This window comes from Actinomadura sp. 9N215 (assembly GCF_044326345.1).
Taxonomy (GTDB): Bacteria; Actinomycetota; Actinomycetes; order Streptosporangiales; family Streptosporangiaceae; genus Spirillospora.
Genome location: NZ_JBIRBA010000048.1, coordinates 20,942 through 38,106, shown reverse-complemented (window position 1 = coordinate 38,106; position 17,165 = coordinate 20,942). Strand labels below are relative to the sequence as shown.

At 69.3% G+C, this 17,165-nt stretch carries 16 protein-coding genes and 1 pseudogene; 12 read left to right on the top strand and 5 right to left on the bottom strand.

Annotation, left to right across the window (positions count from 1 at the left end):
- Positions 1–915 precede the first annotated feature (915 nt).
- The 6 genes and pseudogenes from ACH34T_RS42900 to ACH34T_RS42875 all read left to right on the top strand — a co-directional run.
- A pseudogene (locus tag ACH34T_RS42900) lies at positions 916–1,497 on the top strand (tRNA (guanine(37)-N(1))-methyltransferase); the annotation flags it as partial.
- A gap of 118 nt (positions 1,498–1,615) precedes the next feature.
- On the top strand, positions 1,616–1,966 hold the full coding sequence (rplS, locus tag ACH34T_RS42895) for a 50S ribosomal protein L19 (RefSeq protein WP_089312872.1): 351 nt from the start codon (positions 1,616–1,618) through the stop codon (positions 1,964–1,966).
- Between the two features lie 234 nt (positions 1,967–2,200).
- The gene (gene lepB / locus ACH34T_RS42890) at positions 2,201–3,073 is read left to right on the top strand and encodes a signal peptidase I (protein ID WP_396026771.1); all 873 of its coding nucleotides are present in this window, start codon (positions 2,201–2,203) and stop codon (positions 3,071–3,073) included.
- Between the two features lie 613 nt (positions 3,074–3,686).
- Positions 3,687–3,935, top strand: coding sequence for a hypothetical protein (locus ACH34T_RS42885; RefSeq protein WP_396026770.1), 249 nt, complete (start codon positions 3,687–3,689; stop codon positions 3,933–3,935).
- A 152-nt stretch (positions 3,936–4,087) separates the two neighbouring features.
- Complete coding sequence (locus tag ACH34T_RS42880; protein ID WP_396026769.1) at positions 4,088–4,813, top strand: ribonuclease HII; 726 nt, start codon at positions 4,088–4,090, stop codon at positions 4,811–4,813.
- Positions 4,810–5,124, top strand: a complete 315-nt coding sequence (locus ACH34T_RS42875; RefSeq protein ID WP_328352814.1) for a DUF2469 domain-containing protein — start codon at positions 4,810–4,812, stop codon at positions 5,122–5,124. Before ACH34T_RS42880 ends, ACH34T_RS42875 begins: the two co-directional genes overlap by 4 nt.
- Positions 5,125–5,926: 802 nt before the next feature.
- Here the strand turns inward: ACH34T_RS42875 and dprA are convergent.
- From dprA to ACH34T_RS42860, 3 genes are read right to left on the bottom strand one after another with little or no spacing between them, the layout of a single operon-like run.
- Positions 5,927–7,105 carry a DNA-processing protein DprA gene (gene dprA, locus ACH34T_RS42870; protein WP_396026768.1) on the bottom strand — a complete coding sequence of 393 codons (1,179 nt, stop codon included), beginning with the start codon at positions 7,103–7,105 and terminating at the stop codon, positions 5,927–5,929.
- On the bottom strand, positions 7,102–8,655 hold the full coding sequence (locus tag ACH34T_RS42865) for a YifB family Mg chelatase-like AAA ATPase (RefSeq protein ID WP_396026767.1): 1,554 nt from the start codon (positions 8,653–8,655) through the stop codon (positions 7,102–7,104). Before ACH34T_RS42865 ends, dprA begins: the two co-directional genes overlap by 4 nt.
- Entirely contained in the window at positions 8,655–9,008 is a 354-nt protein-coding gene (locus ACH34T_RS42860) for a YraN family protein (RefSeq protein WP_396026766.1), read from the bottom strand. Before ACH34T_RS42860 ends, ACH34T_RS42865 begins: the two co-directional genes overlap by 1 nt.
- 155 nt (positions 9,009–9,163) lie before the next feature.
- On the opposite strand from ACH34T_RS42860, the gene ACH34T_RS42855 reads away from it, so the two are divergent.
- Positions 9,164–10,075 carry a tyrosine recombinase XerC gene (locus ACH34T_RS42855; RefSeq protein WP_396026765.1) on the top strand — a complete coding sequence of 304 codons (912 nt, stop codon included), beginning with the start codon at positions 9,164–9,166 and terminating at the stop codon, positions 10,073–10,075.
- 140 nt (positions 10,076–10,215) lie between these two features.
- Here ACH34T_RS42855 and ACH34T_RS42850 read toward each other — a convergent pair whose 3' ends face one another.
- Positions 10,216–10,929, bottom strand: coding sequence for a murein hydrolase activator EnvC family protein (locus ACH34T_RS42850; RefSeq protein WP_396026764.1), 714 nt, complete (start codon positions 10,927–10,929; stop codon positions 10,216–10,218).
- A 386-nt stretch (positions 10,930–11,315) separates the two neighbouring features.
- On the opposite strand from ACH34T_RS42850, the gene rpsB reads away from it, so the two are divergent.
- The 5 genes from rpsB (at position 11,316) to ACH34T_RS42825 (ending at position 15,963) form a co-directional block, all read left to right on the top strand.
- Positions 11,316–12,368 carry a 30S ribosomal protein S2 gene (gene rpsB / locus ACH34T_RS42845; RefSeq protein WP_396026763.1) on the top strand — a complete coding sequence of 351 codons (1,053 nt, stop codon included), beginning with the start codon at positions 11,316–11,318 and terminating at the stop codon, positions 12,366–12,368.
- Between the two features lie 84 nt (positions 12,369–12,452).
- Complete coding sequence (gene tsf, locus ACH34T_RS42840; protein ID WP_396026762.1) at positions 12,453–13,289, top strand: translation elongation factor Ts; 837 nt, start codon at positions 12,453–12,455, stop codon at positions 13,287–13,289.
- Between the two features lie 212 nt (positions 13,290–13,501).
- Positions 13,502–14,200, top strand: coding sequence for a UMP kinase (pyrH, locus tag ACH34T_RS42835; protein WP_328374081.1), 699 nt, complete (start codon positions 13,502–13,504; stop codon positions 14,198–14,200).
- A gap of 87 nt (positions 14,201–14,287) precedes the next feature.
- Positions 14,288–14,845: a ribosome recycling factor gene (frr, locus tag ACH34T_RS42830; protein ID WP_395971846.1), complete on the top strand. Its 558-nt coding sequence runs from the start codon at positions 14,288–14,290 to the stop codon at positions 14,843–14,845.
- A gap of 182 nt (positions 14,846–15,027) precedes the next feature.
- The gene (locus ACH34T_RS42825; RefSeq protein WP_396026761.1) at positions 15,028–15,963 is read left to right on the top strand and encodes a phosphatidate cytidylyltransferase; all 936 of its coding nucleotides are present in this window, start codon (positions 15,028–15,030) and stop codon (positions 15,961–15,963) included.
- On the opposite strand, the gene ACH34T_RS42820 is transcribed toward ACH34T_RS42825, so the two are convergent.
- A complete protein-coding gene (locus ACH34T_RS42820; protein ID WP_396026760.1) occupies positions 15,960–17,105 on the bottom strand; it encodes a suppressor of fused domain protein in 1,146 nt (381 codons plus the stop codon). The genes ACH34T_RS42825 and ACH34T_RS42820 overlap by 4 nt on opposite strands.
- Positions 17,106–17,165 lie beyond the last annotated feature (60 nt).

Below are 17,165 nucleotides of genomic sequence, written 5' to 3'. Positions count from 1 at the left end.
AGCCTGCCCCCCACCGGCTCACCTTCCGCGGCCCCGCCGTCCCCCGATTTGCCCTCTTCGGACGTGCCGTCCTCTGGCTCACCTTCCGCGGACCTGCCGTCCTCCGGTTCGCCCTCTTCGGACCTGCCGTCCTCCGGCTCACCCTCTTCGGACCTGCCTCCCTCCGGTTCGCCTCCCTCGGTTCTGCCTTCCTCACTCCCGCCTTCCTCCGAGCCACTTCTTTCTGATCCACCCCCCGCCGGCTCACCCCCGTCCAACCCGCTTTCCTCAGCCCCACCCGCCTTCGGCCCGCTCGCTACGGGCGCGCCTTCCTCTGGGTCACCCCCGACCGGCCCGCCTCTCTCTGGCCTGCCCCCCTTCGATGCGGCCTCCCCCAGCGGGGTCTCTCCAGGCGCGCTCTTTCCAGGAAGCGGGCGCCCCAGCTCAGACTCCACGGGCGCAGGCCCCCAGGACGAGGGACACCCCGGTCAACGCTGGCCTGGCACCACCTCCGCCAGCACGGAAGGAGGTTCAGGCGCAGAAACACCCCCTTCCAACCCGGGTTTCACGAGCGTCACCTTCCACGGCCCAGCCGCATCTGGCGTTGGCCCACCGGCGCGCCTCAGGGCCGTTTCGCAGTTCGGCGGGGAGGTGGCCGGTGCGAGTCCGCCGTCCCCAGTGGCCGTGCCGCGGCCCGGCGCGGAGGCCTCCGGTGTAGGTCAATCAGCGTCCTCCGGGGTCGCGCTGCGGCCTGGCGCGGGAGTCGGTGGTGTGGGCCCGTTCCTGCCCACCGAAGCCGTGCCGCGGCCGGGCGTGGACGCATCAGGCGTAGGCCCATCCGCGTCCTCCGGGGCCGTCTCGCAGCCCGGCGGGGAGGCCGCGGGTGCGAGCCCCCTCCCGTCCTCCGGGACCGTGCAGCAAACCGGCGTGACGGTAGCCGACGGGGATTCACCGCCATTCCCGGGAGCGGTGCCGCGGCTGATCATTCCTACGCCGTCCGGGCGGCCGTTCACGCAGGCGCTCGCGGCGCAGTACGCGTCCGAACCGTGGCTGGTCTTCGCCTGTGGACGCTACGAAGGCATCGACTCCCGCGTCGTCGAGGAGGCCCGCACGCGGATGCCCGTGGACGAGGTCAGCCTCGGCGACTTCGTGCTCGCCGGTGGAGAGGTCGCCGTGCTGGTCATGATCGAGGCGATCGGGCGTCTGCTGCCCGGTGTCCTCGGCAACGCCGACTCGATCGCCGACGACTCGTTCGCGCCCGGCACCATGGAGTCCCTCCTGGAGGGCCCCGTCTACACCAAGCCCCCCGTCTGGCGGGAACGGCCCGTCCCGGACATTCTCCTGTCAGGCCATCACGGCGCGATCGCCCGCTGGCGCCGCGACGAGGCGCTTCGGCGCACCGCGCGGCAGCGCCCTGACCTGCTCGCCCGTCTCGCCCGGGAGGACCTCGACGAACGGGACCGCGCCGTCCTCCGCGAAGCCGGTTTTCCGGTTGACGGCGAAGGTATGGCAGACTAAAGCGTCCGTGCGTCCAGACGGCACGGCACCCCACTACCGCTTCCCGCGGCGCGACGCCCCCACGAAAGACCCACCGGGGCCTCTCGACGCCCGCGTTCGACCATGAGGAACCGCTGCGATGCACACCCTGATCCAGGAGATCGAGAAGGCCGCGATGCGCGCCGACGTCCCGGACTTCCGTCCGGGCGACACGCTGAAAGTGCACGTGCGTGTCACCGAGGGCAACCGGAGCCGTATCCAGGTCTTCCAGGGCGTGGTGATCCGGCGCCAGGGCGGCGGCGCCCGCGAGACCTTCACCGTCCGCAAGGTCAGCTACAGCGTCGGCGTCGAGCGGACGTTCCCGATCAACAGCCCCTCCATCGACAAGATCGAGGTCGTCACCCGCGGCGACGTCCGCCGCGCCAAGCTCTACTACCTGCGCAATCTGCGCGGTAAGGCCGCGCGCATCAAGGAGAAGCGCGACCACTGAGTCCTTTTCACCCGCCAACGAGACGGCGACCCACCCGATCGCCAAGGATGAAAAGGGCCGATCTGAGCCAATGAACGACAACGCTCCGGGAACCCGTAAGGGTGACCGGGGCGTTGCCAGTTTCGGACGGAAATGGTCGGGCTGGTCCTCGGCGACACGCCCACGGGCAGGGTCCACGGGACCCTGCGCCGCTAGGCTTTCGCTCTGATGACTGACGAGGATGATCGGAGAGACGTGCGATCCGAGGCCGAGGGCGCGGTGCCCGAAGAGAAGGAGCCCGGCGACTCGGCCGAGGAGACGGCCGACGACTCGGAGGACGACGGCAAGCGCAAGAAGAAGCAGGGGTCGTTCTGGAAAGAACTCCCCGTCCTCATCGTCGTCGCCGTCGTGCTGGCCCTCATCATCAAGGCGTTCGCCGTCCAGGCCTTCTACATTCCGTCCGGGTCCATGGAGAACACCCTCCAGGTCGGCGACCGCGTCCTCGTCAACAAGATCGTCTACCACACCCGTGACATCGCCCGCGGCGACGTCATCGTCTTCAACGGCCTCGACTCCTGGGACCCGGAGATCCAGGTCGAGGAGCCGGGCAACCCCGTCTCCAAGGCGCTGCGCGCCGTCGGCACCGCCTTCGGCGTCGCGCCCAACGAGAAGGACTACATCAAACGCGTCATCGGCATCCCCGGCGACCACGTCAAATGCTGCGACGCCAAGGGCCGTGTCACGGTCAACGGCGTCGCGCTGGACGAGAACTCCTACCTCTTCACCGACCCGATCACGCACGAGCGGAACAAGCCGTCCAACGATCCGTTCGACGTGACCGTGAAGCCGGGCCAGCTCTGGGTCATGGGCGACCATCGTGAACTCTCCTATGACTCCCGCTCCCACCGCGGCGACCCCGGCGGCGGCACCATCCCGATCGACCGCGTCATTGGCCGCGCCTTCGTCATCGTCTGGCCGCTGGACCGCATGGACACCCTCCCGATTCCCGACACCTTCAAACAGAACGCGCTGGCCGCCGCCCTCCCCGCCACTCCCTACGCCCTAGGCGTCATCTGCACGCTCCCCCTCGCCTATCTCCTAAGACGCCGGCGCCTCAAGAACATCTGAACGCCTCTGCCCTCACGACCGCCCTTTCCTTCACCGCGGGTCCGTCCAATCAACGGCGTGACTCGATCTTGCTCAGGTCAGTTGCGTGCGTGGTAAGTCAGCCTTCGATGGTGATGTCGAAGGAATTGAGGCGGCCTTTCACGCATAATCCAGTGTTCGCCCGGCGATTTCCGGTCGGTGTGATCGCCTGCGCCGGGGTTGGGCGGACGGTAGGCGGAGGTGAGCGCGCGTGCCGAGGCAAGCCGTGCGGGTCCCTGATCATGCTGGCCCTTCGAGTCTGCGTAGACATCTGTATCGGGGTCGGCTGGACGGCTTGGTGGATACACCGACCCGGGTCGTGCGAAGTGCCGATCGTGCTGAGGGGTTCGAGCCTGCGTAGGCGTCCGTGCTAAGGCAGGGCGAGTGCTTCGGCGGGCGTACTGGGCGGATGTGCGGGCTACCGGTCATTGGGGTCGTGGTGTCGAGTGGTCGTCTGCGCTGGGTTGGGTGGACGCTTGAGTGAGTTTGCTGAGGCCCCGACCGACCCGCGCGTTTCCGACGCGCTCCGGCGGTGGACCCTTGAATAGGGTGTGCTGAGGCCGGGTGGCGCAGGGTTACTGGTCCTGCTGGGTTTGTGGAGTCGGTGCTGCGGTTGCGTTGTGGCTCGATGGGCGGGTTAGCGGCGGGCATCAAGAGGCTGTCGACATTCCTCGTTCTCCAATGCCTGGCCGACAAGGGGTCCGGCGAGCTGGGCGAGCACAAACGGCGCGTACGTGACGAACGTCGTTCGCTGTCGCTGATCTCCTTGAAGTCCTGGCAGCTGGTCGGGCCGGGCCGGGGTGCGGCCGGAGGTGTTCCTGGTGAGGACCTCTCGATCTGGTGAGTTCAAGCGTCGGTCAATTTCCGTCCACGCGGAGCGCGGGCTGTGTGGTCTTTCGCTGGCCGGTGGGTCTTGCCGTCGGGTGATCAGGGACATGACGTGAACGGCGGCGTTCAGGGAGCGGCGGAGGGCCGCGGAGACGTACGCTGCGGAGCATGAAGGGTCGTCCACTTCGATTCACGCCACGCCGTGACGCGGGGCTGCACGCGTACGAGCGCGCCCTGGATCACGCGGGGCTCAGCCCAGTCGCCGGCGTCGATGAGGCGGGGCGGGGCGCGTGCGCGGGGCCGCTCGTCGTCGCCGCGGTGATCCTTCAGGGGGGACGGGGCAGGATCGACGGCCTCGCCGACTCCAAGCTCCTCACCCCCGCGCGGCGCGAGGAACTGTACGCCGAGATCACCGCCCGCGCGTACGCCTGGAGCGCGGTCATCATCCCGTGTCACGACATCGACCGGATCGGCCTTCACCGCTGCAACGTCACCGGGATGCGGAGGGCTCTCGCCGCCCTGGACAAGCGCCCCGCCTACGTGCTCAGCGACGGCTTCCCCGTGCCCGGCCTGGACGTCCCCGGGCTCGCGATGATCAAAGGCGACCAGGCTGCGGCGTGCGTGGCCGCCGCGTCCATCGTCGCGAAGGTCACCCGAGACCGGATCATGGTGGCCCTCCACGAGCGTTACCCGGAGTACGGATTCGACCTTCACAAGGGGTATGTGACCCGCGCGCACGGCAAGGCGCTCGCCGCGCACGGACCCTGTCCAGAGCATCGGTTCTCCTACGTCAATGTGGGACGTGCCTTGCGTAACAATGGAGAGGTGGCCTTGGTGGAGGAGACCGAAGGGGAGGTCCCCGGCGAGGGCTGCACGGAAGGGGCACGAGCGTGAGCGCCGAGGATCTCGAGAAGTACGAGACCGAGATGGAGCTGCAGCTCTATCGCGAGTACCGCGACGTCCTCGGGCTCTTCACCTACGTCGTCGAGACCGAGCGCAGGTTCTACCTCACCAACTCGGTTGACCTTCAGGTGCGCAGCGTCGACAACGGCGAGGTCTTCTTCGAGGTGACGATGCAGGACGCCTGGGTCTGGGACATGTACCGTCCTGCCCGCTTCGTCAAGAACGTGCGTGTCGTCACCTTCAAGGACGTCAACGTCGAAGAACTCGCCAAGAGCGACTTCGAGCTCCCTTCGGACCAGTGAAGCGGCTCCTTCCTAGCTGACTGCATCGGTAGCCGGCTCGAACGTTCCGGTGATGCGTCCTCGTTCTTGGGCGTGTCGTGTTTCGGACGGTGAATCGGGTTCCTTCACGCTTCGTGTCGTGGGCTCGGCGTGTGGTTCTAGCGGGCCGTCGAGGCGTCTCAGGTCATGAGCCGTTGCTTGTTCTGGACGGAAGCGGATCTCTTTGTGGTTGGTGGCGTCGTGTGCTCGGCCTGCGGATTGAGCGAGCCGGTGAGGCGCATCCGTTCGTGGACGCGTTGCCGGCTAGGACTCGGTGAAAGACTGTGGCTTCCCTTCGGTAGAGCGCGGTGGGCCTTCACGCCTATGGATGGAATGGTGTCGTGATGGCTGGGAGAGCGGCTCAGAGTGGCTCAAGGTCCGTTTGGGCTGGTGCACGGTTTTTCGTGAGATCGCCCGGGGCTTCGGCTCATTCGCCAGGTGACACCCGCCCGGCTCGGACTTGCCGGGTCTGAGTAGGGAGGGATGCGTTGAGGCGTGGGGAGGTGGTGAGTCACGGTAAGGGTGACTCGGCACCGCCTCAGGCGTCGCGGGCAGGCGCGTTGCAGCGGTCGTCGGTCGATTCCCCGCCTTTCGGTTGTCGCGAGTCCGCTGCTGTCGTGAGGGTGTCGGTGTCGTGAGAACGGGAGGAAGGCTGCGATCTGGCGGGAGGCGTCCCGACGGGGAGTGGGTCGGCGCATCCGCTGGATGTCTTGAGTTGTTGGTGGCATGAGGATGGTGCGAGCCGTTCGGCTGGAGGTTCTTGGGCGGGTCATTCGAGCTCCTGTTAAGAGGTTGCCGCAGGCGGGGAGTCGTCGTCGGTCGGGCCTTTTGGGGATTTGCCCTCCTTAGTCAGGCGCCAGCCTGAAGACGTTCGCTCGACGAAACCGGCGGCGGCCAGGAGCCCCAGCTTCGCGTTGATCGTCCCCAGGTCCACGCCCGCCTTGACGGCGAGTTGCGCGGGACCGGCCGGACCTCGGGCGGGGAACGCCTCCAAGACGGACCGGGTGACCGGTTCCAGCCGGTCGCGAGGAAGGACGGGACTCTGGCGCGGCGGGGCGAGGTCGTCGCCGAGACGTCCGACGGCCTCGACGATCTCCGCTGTGCGGGTGATGAGGGTGGCGCCGTCCTCGCGCAGGAGCCGGTGACATCCGACCGACGAGCGGCTGGTGATCGGGCCGGGCACGGCCATGACCATGCGGCCGAGTTTGGCCGCCCACCACGCGGTGTTGAGGGCGCCGCTGCGGGCCTCCGCCTCCACGACGACCGTGCCGCGGGAGAGCGCGGCGATCACCCGGTTGCGGACGAGGAACCGGAGGCGATGCGGGTGGGCGCCCGGCGGCGACTCGCTCACCAGGACGGAACGCCGGGCCATCTCCGCGAACAGCCCCTCGTTCGACGCCGGGTACGGGATGTCGACACCGTTGGCGAGAACGGCGACGGTGGGGCCGTCGGCGGCCAGGGCGCCCCGGTGGGCCGCCGCGTCGACGCCGAGGGCGCCGCCGGAGATCACCGTCCAGCCCGCGTCCGCCAGCTCGGACGCGAAGTCGGCCGCGGTCCGGGTGCCGTAGGGGGATGCGGCGCGGGAACCGACGATGGCGACCGAGCGCAGGCAGCTGAATCGCAGGTCGCCGGGGCCGCGAAGCCACAGCGCGTAGGGGCGGCCGCTCCCGAGGTCGTCGAGCGTCGTCGGCCATTCGGGGTCTCCCGGGCAGACGAGACGTCCGCGGAACTGGGCGCAGACGGCCATGTCCTGGTCGGGTTCTGCGGCGATCAGGCGGATCCGCCAGTGTTCGAGACGTTTGATCTCCTTCAGGTCGGCGGGCACGTCGTCGGGGAGCCGACCGGTGCGGATCGATTCGAGTGCCTGCTCCGGGCCGGAATGGTCGATGATCCGGTTGAGGAAGGCGTCGCCGGGTTCGGCGACCGCGGTGAGGGTGGCGCGGGCGGTGCGTTCGTCGCTCATTGGCGCCCCGCCGACCACAGGGTGAGCGCGCCGCCGATGTCGTCCGGGCCCGGTTCGTCATGGCCCGCCAGGTCCGCGATGGTCCACGCGACCCGCAGGACGCGGTCGAGGCCGCGGGCGCTCAGCGCGCCTCTCTGCAGGGCCTCGTCGGCGCCCTCCATCGCGTCCGAAGGGGGCGTGAAACGGCGGCGCAGTTCCGGACCGGGGATTTCGGAGTTGCAGCGCCACGGAGTACCGGCCAGGCGCCTGAGCGTCCGTTCTCTGGCGAGCAGCACGCGTTCGGCCACCACCTTGCTCGACTCGGCGAACTCCAGGTCGTAGCGGAGTTCGGCCCGGCTGGCCGGTGTCAGTTCGAGCTTGAGGTCGATGCGGTCGAGGAGCGGGCCGGACAGGCGAGAGGCGTACTTGCGGCGCGTGCCGGGGGCGCAGGAACAGTCGACCTGCTTGGCCGCGGCGCACGGGCACGGATTCGCCGCCAGGACGAGCGTGAACCGCGCCGGGAAATGCGCGATGCCCTCGATCCTGCTGATTCTCACCTCGCCCTCTTCAAGGGGCTGGCGAAGGGCGTCCAGAGTTCCCCCGAAGAATTCCGGGGCCTCGTCCAGGAAGAGGATTCCTCTGTGGGCGAGGGACACGGCGCCCGGCTGGAGGACGCGGCCCGAGCCGCCGCCGACCATCGAGGGCCGCGAGGCGGTGTGATGCGGCGCGTAGAACGGCGGCTGCGTGATGAGCGGCTGGCCCGGCCGCAGCGTTCCCGCGACCGAGTGGATCGCCGTGACCTCCAGCGCGATGTCGGGCTCCAGCGGCGGCATCAGCGTCGGAAGCCGCTCCGCGAGCATCGTCTTCCCGCATCCGGGCGGGCCCGCGAAGAAGAGATGATGCCCTCCGGCGGCGCTGATCTCCAGGGCTCGGCGTGCCTCGGCCTGCCCGCGGACGTCCGCCAGATCCAGATCGGGCGGCGTGTCCGGCTGCCGCAGGGCGAGCCCGTCGGCGGGGAATGACGTGCCGGTGTCCTCGTCGTCCTCGATGGGCGGCGGCTCGTCACGCAGAATGCACAGGAGACTGCGAAGGGAACTCGCGGACACCACTTTCATGCCCGGGACGAGTTCTGCTTCAGCGGCGTTGGCGCGCGGGACGACGACCGTCCGGCACCCCTGGTTGGCCGCGGCCAGCACCGCTGGCAGCACGCCCTGGATTGGCCGCATGCGGCCGTCCAGGCCGAGCTCGCCGATCAGTACCAGGTCGGCGCAGGCCTGTGCCGGGACGACCTCCGCCGCCGCGAGCAGCGCGACGGCGATTGCGGCGTCGAAGGTGGAACCCTTCTTCGGCATGCTCGCCGGGAACAACGACACCGTGACGTGGCGGTTCGGCCAATCCTCATTCGAGTTGAAGATCGCGGCACGGACGCGGTCGCGGGCCTCGCTGAGCGCCGTGTCGGGGAGGCCGACCAGATGAAGGCCGGGGACGCCGCTGGTGATGGCGGCCTCCACGTCCACCACGCAGCCGTCCACCCCGACGAGGGAGACCGAACGGGTCTTCGCGAGCGTCATCAGCACACCTCCCGCAGGTGGTCGATCGAGAAGCCGTCGCCGTCGGTGAGCAGGCCGAGGACGTCCACGCGCACGAGCGCGCCGCTGACGCCGTGTGCGGCGGCCCACCGCCAGGCCAGCCGCCGTAACCGGGCCGCCTTGTCCGTGGTGATCGCTTCGAGGGGATCTCCGAAGCGCGCCGAGCCGCGGGTCTTCACCTCGCAGATGACGTGCCTCCGGCCGTCGTGGGCGACGATGTCGAGCTCGCCCTCGCGGCACCGCCAGTTGCGGTCGAGAATCGTCCAGCCGAGCTTGACCAGGTAGGCGACGGCGGCGTCCTCACCGCGCCGGCCGAGGCTGATGTGGGCGTTCACGGGCCTCACCTCCTGGCATCGACGATGCCTGGATGTCACGATGCGTCGCCGAAGAACGACAGCCTGTGGATAACTTCGTCGAACATTTCCGGCGATTCGCTGCAAAGCGGTGTTCGGTGCTTGCTTCGTGACGGCCGTTGGCGCAGCGTGACGCTGTGACCAACGCGCTCGAAGACGCCGTCTCCGACTTCGGCCGCCACTTGCGTGCCGAACGCGACGTCTCACCGCACACGCTGCGCGCCTACCTCGGTGACCTGAACGACCTGATCGGCCACGCCGCAGACATCGGCGTGACGCAACCAGCCGGACTGGACGTCTCGCTCCTGCGCGCCTGGCTCGCCCGTCAGCACGCTCTGGGCCGATCCCGCTCCACCCTGGCGCGCCGCACGGCGGCCGCCCGCGCGTTCACCCGGCATCTGCACCGGCGCGGCCTGCTCCCAGACGATCCAGGGTTGCTGCTCGGCACCCCAAAACGGCAGCGCGATCTCCCCGGGGTGGCCACCCGCGACGAGGCGGCACGTCTCCTGGAGAAGATGGACGCCCAAGGCCCCCTGGGGCTCCGCGACCTGGCCGTACTCGAAACGCTCTACGCGACGGGCGTCCGGGTCAGTGAACTGTGCGGTCTGGATATCGACGACCTGGACACCGGTCGCAGAACGGTCCGCGTCCTTGGCAAGGGCGGACGCGAACGGACCGTCCCTGTGGGGGAACCGGCCGTCCGCGCTGTCCAGGACTGGTTGCGCGCGGGACGCCCCGACCTGGCGACGGACGACAGCGGCCCCGCCCTCTTCCTGGGCGCTCGCGGGGGACGCCTCCACCCGACGAGTGCCCGCCGCATCGTCCACACGCGGATCTCCGAGGTCGGCCAGGTGCCCGACCTGAGCCCGCACGGCCTCCGTCACAGCGCCGCCACCCACCTGCTCGAAGGCGGAGCCGACCTGCGAAGCGTCCAGGAGATCCTTGGCCACGCCTCCTTGCAGACGACTCAGCTCTACACCCACGTGTCGGCCGAGCGGCTCAAACAGGTCCACCGCCAGGCCCACCCACGCGGAGCCCAATCCGAATAAGGCCTGGCCCATGTCAGGTGGCCGGAGGGCCCTCCACGGTGGTGCTGTGAAACGGTGGCTTCGCAGCGGCGCGGGTCAGGAGACGTCCGTTGTTGGCCAGGCGGCCTGCCGCCCAAGGGCTGAGCGGCAGGCACGGCTGGTCAGGGCGTGCGGCGTAGGCGGCGTTCTTGGGACAGGTTGATGACGCCTGGCGGCGGACGGCGGCGGCGGTGCAGGCGGAAGCGCACGCGGGTGCGGCGCCAGACGAAGGCCAAGGTGAAGGCCAGGGCCATGCCGGTCAGTGCGCCGCCTGTCGCCGTGGTGGCGTCCCGGAGCGCCGTCCTTGGCTCGGGTGCAGGTTCTGGGGCGTGTTCGGAGTGGGACGGCGCAGGACGCTCCCAGTGGGGGAGCAGGCGTATCTGGCTCCGGACCAGATGGAGCGGGTCCAGGTACAGGGAGCCGCGTAGCAGGCCCCAGTGCAGGCACGGCGCCGGGCAGTGGCGGCCGTCCTCCAGCGTGCCGATCCGGGTACCGGACGTGACCCGGCGCCCAACGCCGACGCTGGGACGGACGGGCAGATAGGTCGTCCGGAGGGTGCCGTGATCGATGGCGACCACTCCACGTCCGGCCAGACGGTCGGCGTAGGCGATGCGCCCAGGACCAGCGGCGTAGACGGGCTGCCCTGGCCGCCCTGCGAGGTCGACGCCGCGATGGCCGGGACCCCACGGGGACGCGGGCGGGCTGAACGTTCGGACGACCTGCGGGGCCGGCGGCCCTAAAGGCCAGCGCCAGGCGTCCTGGCCCGACTTCCAGACGTCCATGAGAGGCGTCCCAGCGGTGATCATGCAGGTGAGGAGCAGGGTCAGCAACGTCATGCACCGAAGCCTGCCGCCCCGGCCGGCGAGGTTCGAGGGGGTCGGCGAACTGTGGATAACCGGCGGGGTCATTGATTCCCGGACGCGTCCGCGCCCTGATAATCTGTAGTCGTGTCCGAGAGGGCATCGGCCAGGCCAGGCCGTCGACGATCCGCCCCCAGGGAGGAACGGCGAGAAGCCGCGGCGAGCGGAGAGGCCACAGACCCGGGAACGGGTCACAGCCGCCTGGGAGACCCCGGCGGCTGATTTCACGCGTCCGCATGCCACCGCAGACATGGTGGGGCGCCGTCCCTCGGTCCGTCGCAACGGCGACGGTGGGACGACACCCGGGCGCAGGCGTACAACCAAATGCGGCCCGGCAGGGCCAGAGAAGGAGAACACGGGCAATGGCACCCGTCGTCACCATGCGGCAGCTCCTTGAGAGCGGCGTCCACTTCGGTCACCAGACCCGCCGGTGGAACCCGAAGATGAAGCGCTTCATCCTCACCGAGCGCAACGGCATCTACATCATCGACCTGCAGCAGTCGCTGTCCTACATCGACCGCGCCTTCGAGTTCGTCAAGGCCACGGTCGCCCACGGTGGGACGATCCTGTTCGTCGGCACCAAGAAGCAGGCCCAGGAGTCCATCGCCGAGCAGGCCACCAGGGTCGGCATGCCCTTCGTCAACCAGCGCTGGCTCGGCGGGATGCTCACCAACTTCTCCACCGTCCACAAGCGGCTCACCCGGCTCAAGGAGCTGGAGGAGATCAACTACGACGATGTGGCCGGCTCCGGCATGACCAAGAAGGAGCTTCTCGGCCTGCGCCGTGAGAAGGACAAGCTGGAGCGCACCCTCGGCGGTATCCGCGACATGGCGAAGGTCCCGAGCGCCATCTGGATCGTGGACACCAAGAAGGAGCACATCGCCGTCAACGAGGCGAAGAAGCTCGGTATCCCGGTCGTGGCGATCCTGGACACGAACTGCGACCCCGACGAGGTCGACTACCCCGTCCCGGGCAACGACGACGCCATCCGCAGCGTCAGCCTGCTGACCCGCGTCGTCGCCGACTCCGTCGCGGACGGTCTCATCGCGCGCGCCGGCGCCGCGCCCGGCGGGGACGAGAAGCCCGCCGAGGGCGCCGCGTCGGCAGGCTCGGAGGAGCCGCTGGCGGAGTGGGAACGCGACCTGCTCAAGCCGGAGCAGAGCGCCGCCGAGGCGCCCGCCACGACCCCGGCCGAGGCTCCGGCCGATGCCCCTGCGGAGACCCCGGCAGAGACCCCGGCAGAGACCGAGGCACCGGCGGCGGAGACGGCAGAGGCCGCGGAGGCCGAGGCACCGGAGGCCGAGGCACCGGAGGCCGAGGCACCGGCGGAGGCGCCCGTGGAGTCCGAGGCGAGCTCCGAGGCCGAGGCCCAGGGCGAGGACGCCCCGAAGCCCGCCGAGGCCGAGCAGGCTTGATCCCGCGGTCCCGGCGGCCCCACGCGGGTGCCGCCGGGACCGTCGCGGGTCCCACGACCAACGACGAGAGAAGCGAAGAGAGCGATGGCTAACTTCACCGCCGCTGACGTCAAGCGGCTACGCGACCTGACCGGCTCCGGCATGATGGCCGTGAAGAACGCCCTCACCGAGGCGGACGGCGACTTCGAGAAGGCCACGGAACTGCTGCGCCTCAAGGGCGCCAAGGACGTCGGCAAGCGCGCCGAGCGGACCGCTGCCAACGGCCTGGTCGCCGAGCACTTTGCGAACTCCGGCGACGGAGCGCTCCTGGAGCTCAACTGCGAGACCGACTTCGTCGCCAAGAACGAGCAGTTCATCCAGCTGGCGAACCGCCTCGTCGAGTTCGCCGCGGGCAGCGGCGTCTCCGACGCGCCGGCCCTGCTGGGCACCGAGATCGAGCCGGGCAAGACCGTCCAGGCCCTGATCGAGGAGAACAGCGCCAAGATCGGCGAGAAGCTGGAGCTGCGCCGCTTCGCCCACTTCCAGGGCGCCTACGTGGCCAGCTACCTGCACAAGTCCGACCCGTCCCTGCCGCCGACCAACGGCGTCCTGGTCGAGCTGGACGCGGAGAACCCCGAGGTCGCCAAGGACATCGCCCAGCAGATCGCGGCGATGGCCCCCAAGTACCTCACCCGTGACGAGATCCCCGCCGAGGCGGTCGAGAAGGAGCGGGCGCTCGCCGAGCAGCTCACCCGCGACGAGGGCAAGCCCGAGCAGGCCATCCCGAAGATCGTCGAGGGTCGGGTGAACGCCTACTTCCGCGACTTCGTGCTGGTCGAGCAGGCGTTCGTGAAGGACGGCAAGAAGACGATCGCGAAGGTCCTCGACGAGGCCGGTGTGAAGGTCGTCCGCTTTGCCCGGTTCAAGGTCGGGCAGGCTTAGGGGCACTCTGGAGACGGATACCCGAGAGAACGCGAAGCTACGAGGAGGCCGCCGACGTGCCGGACAAGACGACCACTAGCGCGACGGCGGCCTCGTCGTCGGGCGGGAAGCCGTCCGACGGGAACTCGTCCAGCGGCGGCGCGGCCGGTCGGCATGAGGCGGATCCGCACACGCCCGGTCAGCACGCACCGCGCGCCGGGTGGAAACGGGTACTGCTGAAGCTTTCCGGTGAGGCTTTCGCAGGGCGCGACCCGCTGGGCATCGATCCCGAGATCGTCCAGCATGTGGCGGAGGCCATCGCCGAGGCCGTGCGGGACGGCGTGCAGGTGGCGGTCGTCTGCGGCGGCGGCAACATGTTCCGCGGCGCCGTGATGGCCGAGCGCGGGATGGACCGCGGACGCGCCGACTACATGGGAATGATCGGCACCGTAATCAACTGTCTCGCGCTGCAGGACTTCCTGGAGAAGCTCGGCCTCGACACGCGCGTGCAGACGGCCATCACCATGAGCCAGGTGGCCGAGCCCTACATTCCGCGGCGAGCCATCCGGCACTTGGAGAAGGGCCGCGTCGTCATCTTCGGCGCAGGCCTCGGACAGCCGTTCTTCTCCACCGACACCACCGCCGCCCAGCGCGCTCTGGAGATCGGTGCCGAGGCCGTACTGAAGGCCACACAAGTGGACGGTGTCTATGATGCCGATCCTCGAAAGAATCCAGACGCGGTCAAGTTCGACCGTTTGGAATACGGTGAAGTTCTACAGCGGGGCCTGAAGGTCATGGACGCCACGGCCATCAGCCTCTGCATGGACAACGCGCTCCCCATCGTGGTCTTCGACCTCATGGGGCAGGGCAACATCGTCCGGGCCGTCCGGGGTGAGAAGATCGGCACGCTGGTCAGCCCGGCGGAGGGCTGACCGCAGCCCGGAACCGAATGCGGGAACGCGGTACGGAACGCATCGCGGGCCCGCGACCAGGGCCGACCAGATGACATGGGAGTCACAGTGATCGACGAGACCCTCCTCGAGGCAGAGGAGAAGATGGAGAAGGCGGTCGCGGTCGCCAAGGAGGACTTCCAGGCCATCCGCACCGGCCGGGTCACCCCCGCGATGTTCAACAAGATCACCGCCGAGTACTACGGCACGCCGACGCCGATCAACCAGCTCGCGTCGTTCACGCTGCCGGAGCCGCGGATGGTCATCGTCCAGGTGTTCGACAAGTCGTCCATGCAGGCGGTGGAGCGGGCGATCCGCGACAGCGACCTCGGCGTGAACCCCACCAACGACGGCAACGTCATCCGGGTCGTCTTCCCCGACCTCTCGGAGGAGCGGCGCAGGGAGTTCATCAAGGTCGCGGGCCACAAGGCCGAGGAGAGCCGGGTCTCCATCCGCAACGTCCGCCGCCGCGCCAAGGACGCCCTCGACAAGCTCGCCAAGGACGGCGAGGCGGGGGAGGACGAGGTCCGGCGTGCCGAGAAGGAACTCGACGACACCACGCACCGCTACGTGGCGCAGATCGACGAACTGCTCGAGCACAAGAAGGCCGAACTGCTCGAAGTTTGATGGGACTCGACGACGCCGGGGAGCCCTCGCGCTCCCCGGATGAGCCGGAGGCCGACATGGCCGGGCAGGCATCGGACACCTCCCCCGAGCGCCCCTCGTCCTCCGGCGCCACAGGTGGTGTGGGCGCGCGCGCACACGGACCCCCGTCTGACACGACTTCCAAGGACGCGCTCTCAGAGGACGTGCCGTCCGGGGCAACGGTCTTCGAAGGCGCGTTCTCCGGGGACGTGAATTCCAGCGGTGCGTCTCCTGCCGACCCTCCCTCCGGGACGTCCGACCCCTCCGGGACGTCCGACGGTAAGCGCCGGCCCAGGACGGGCCGCAATCTCCCCCTCGCGATCGGCGTCGGCCTAGCGCTCGGCTCCCTGGTACTGCTCTCTCTCTACACGGTCAAGGAGATCTTCCTTGCCGTGATGGTGGTGTTCCTCTTCGTCGGCATGCGGGAGCTGACCGAGGCGTTCAAGAGCCGCGACATCCGCGTCCCGTTCATCCCGGTCGCGACGGGCATGGTCGGCACACCGGTCGCGGCCTACGTGTGGGGCCCCACGGCCACGGTCGCGGCCGTGTCCCTCACGATGCTCGCCCTGCTGATGACGCGGATGACCGAGGGCGCGGACGGCTACGTGCGCGACGTCTCCGCCGGGGCGCTCGTGACCGGCTACCTGGTACTGGTGGGCGGAATCGTGGCGCTGCTCATGCGCCCGGACGACGGCGACCACCGCACCGTCATCTTCATCGCCACCACCGTGGCCAGCGATACCGGCGGCTTCTTCGCCGGATCGTTCCTCGGCAAGCACAAGCTGGCGCCCACGATCAGCCCGAAGAAGACGTGGGAGGGAGTCACCGGCTCCGCCCTCATGTGCATGCTCGTCGGCGGCTGGCTGGTGTGGTGGCTGCTGGACGGCGGCCGGATCTGGCAGGGCGTCCTGGTCGGTCTCGCCGTCGTGGTCACCGCGACCGCCGGCGACCTCGTCGAGTCGATGATGAAGCGCGACCTCGGCATCAAGGACCTGGGAACGATCCTTCCAGGGCATGGCGGGGTGATGGACCGCCTGGACTCCCTGGTGGTGACGGCCCCGGTCGTCTGGCTCCTCTTGGAACTGTTCGTCCCGAGCTAGGAGACGACCCAGGAGCGCCGCTGCTGGGCTAGGCGCCGTACGAGTGCGTCCGAGCCCTCGTTCTTGGCGTAGCGGTGCTCCTCGCCGCTGATGGGCACCAGCCACAGCCACCGGACGGGATCGCCGTTCAGCCTAAGCCCGGTCAGGTCAGGGGCCTCGGGACCGGCAAGGCGGCCGGGATCGTCCAGGAGAAGCACACCCTCCCAGGCCGACTCGCCGCTGCGCAGAGGGAACGTGCGGGCTTCGTGGTACCACTTGACGACGTCGCCGGGCGCGAACCAAGTCACCGACCGCCACGGGTACTGCGCCAGCCACGGGAAGATGCTGCCCGCCCGCTGGCTGGGGAGGGTGCTCGCCACGGCCAGCTCTATCCGCCCGTAGGGGGCGACGTCGTCCTCGTACAGCTCGACCGTGGGCATTCGTTGGCGGCACATGCCGACCGTGCTCAGGACGGTGAACTCCCGGTCGCCCCTTGCGGGACGTTCCGAAACGCCTACTGTCGGGGGCACGCCTGTCCGCCCGTTTCCTAGCTGCCGTCCTACGTCATGCCAGTAGTGGCCGCCAGGGCCGAGCCGTTGCAGCAGGTGTCCGAGCACCGACTGCTGGAAGTCCGCCCAGGAACCGTCGGCGCGGCACATCTCCCAGTGCTCGCGTGCCCGGTCGATCCGTAGCGCGAATTCCTCGATCTCCTCGTCCAGCGGGAAGGCGAACGGGCTCTGCCGCGTGGCGTCACGGGCGTAGCCGGGGATGCCGCGTCCCATGTCGGACCAGCCGGGGATCACGAACAGCGGGTCGCCGCCGTCGAGGACGGCCACGCCGTCGCCCTCCTCGAACCACACGACCTCCAGGCCCTCGGCGTCCAGGGCCGCGCGTCCGGCCGGGTGCCGTACATGGGACTCGGGCAGGAGGGGCGCTCGGCCGGCGTCCAGGCGGGACTGGTCGAGGTTCGATGGGGCCTTGCGATGGTTCGCGACCCACACCGCGCCGACCACCGAGTCCCGTGCGTCCTTCAGGTAGGCCGCGGTGACGTCGCCGTCGGTCTCGATGGCGAGCCGCCGGCTGCCGTACGGGCTGACCGCGGCGTGGACGACCTTGGCCGTGGATCCCCGGGGAGAGGCGGGGCCCCTGCGCAAAACCGACATGATCGAGACCTTAGTCCCACACAAGGTCATGTGCAGGAATGTCGCGCTGCGGGTTAGGGG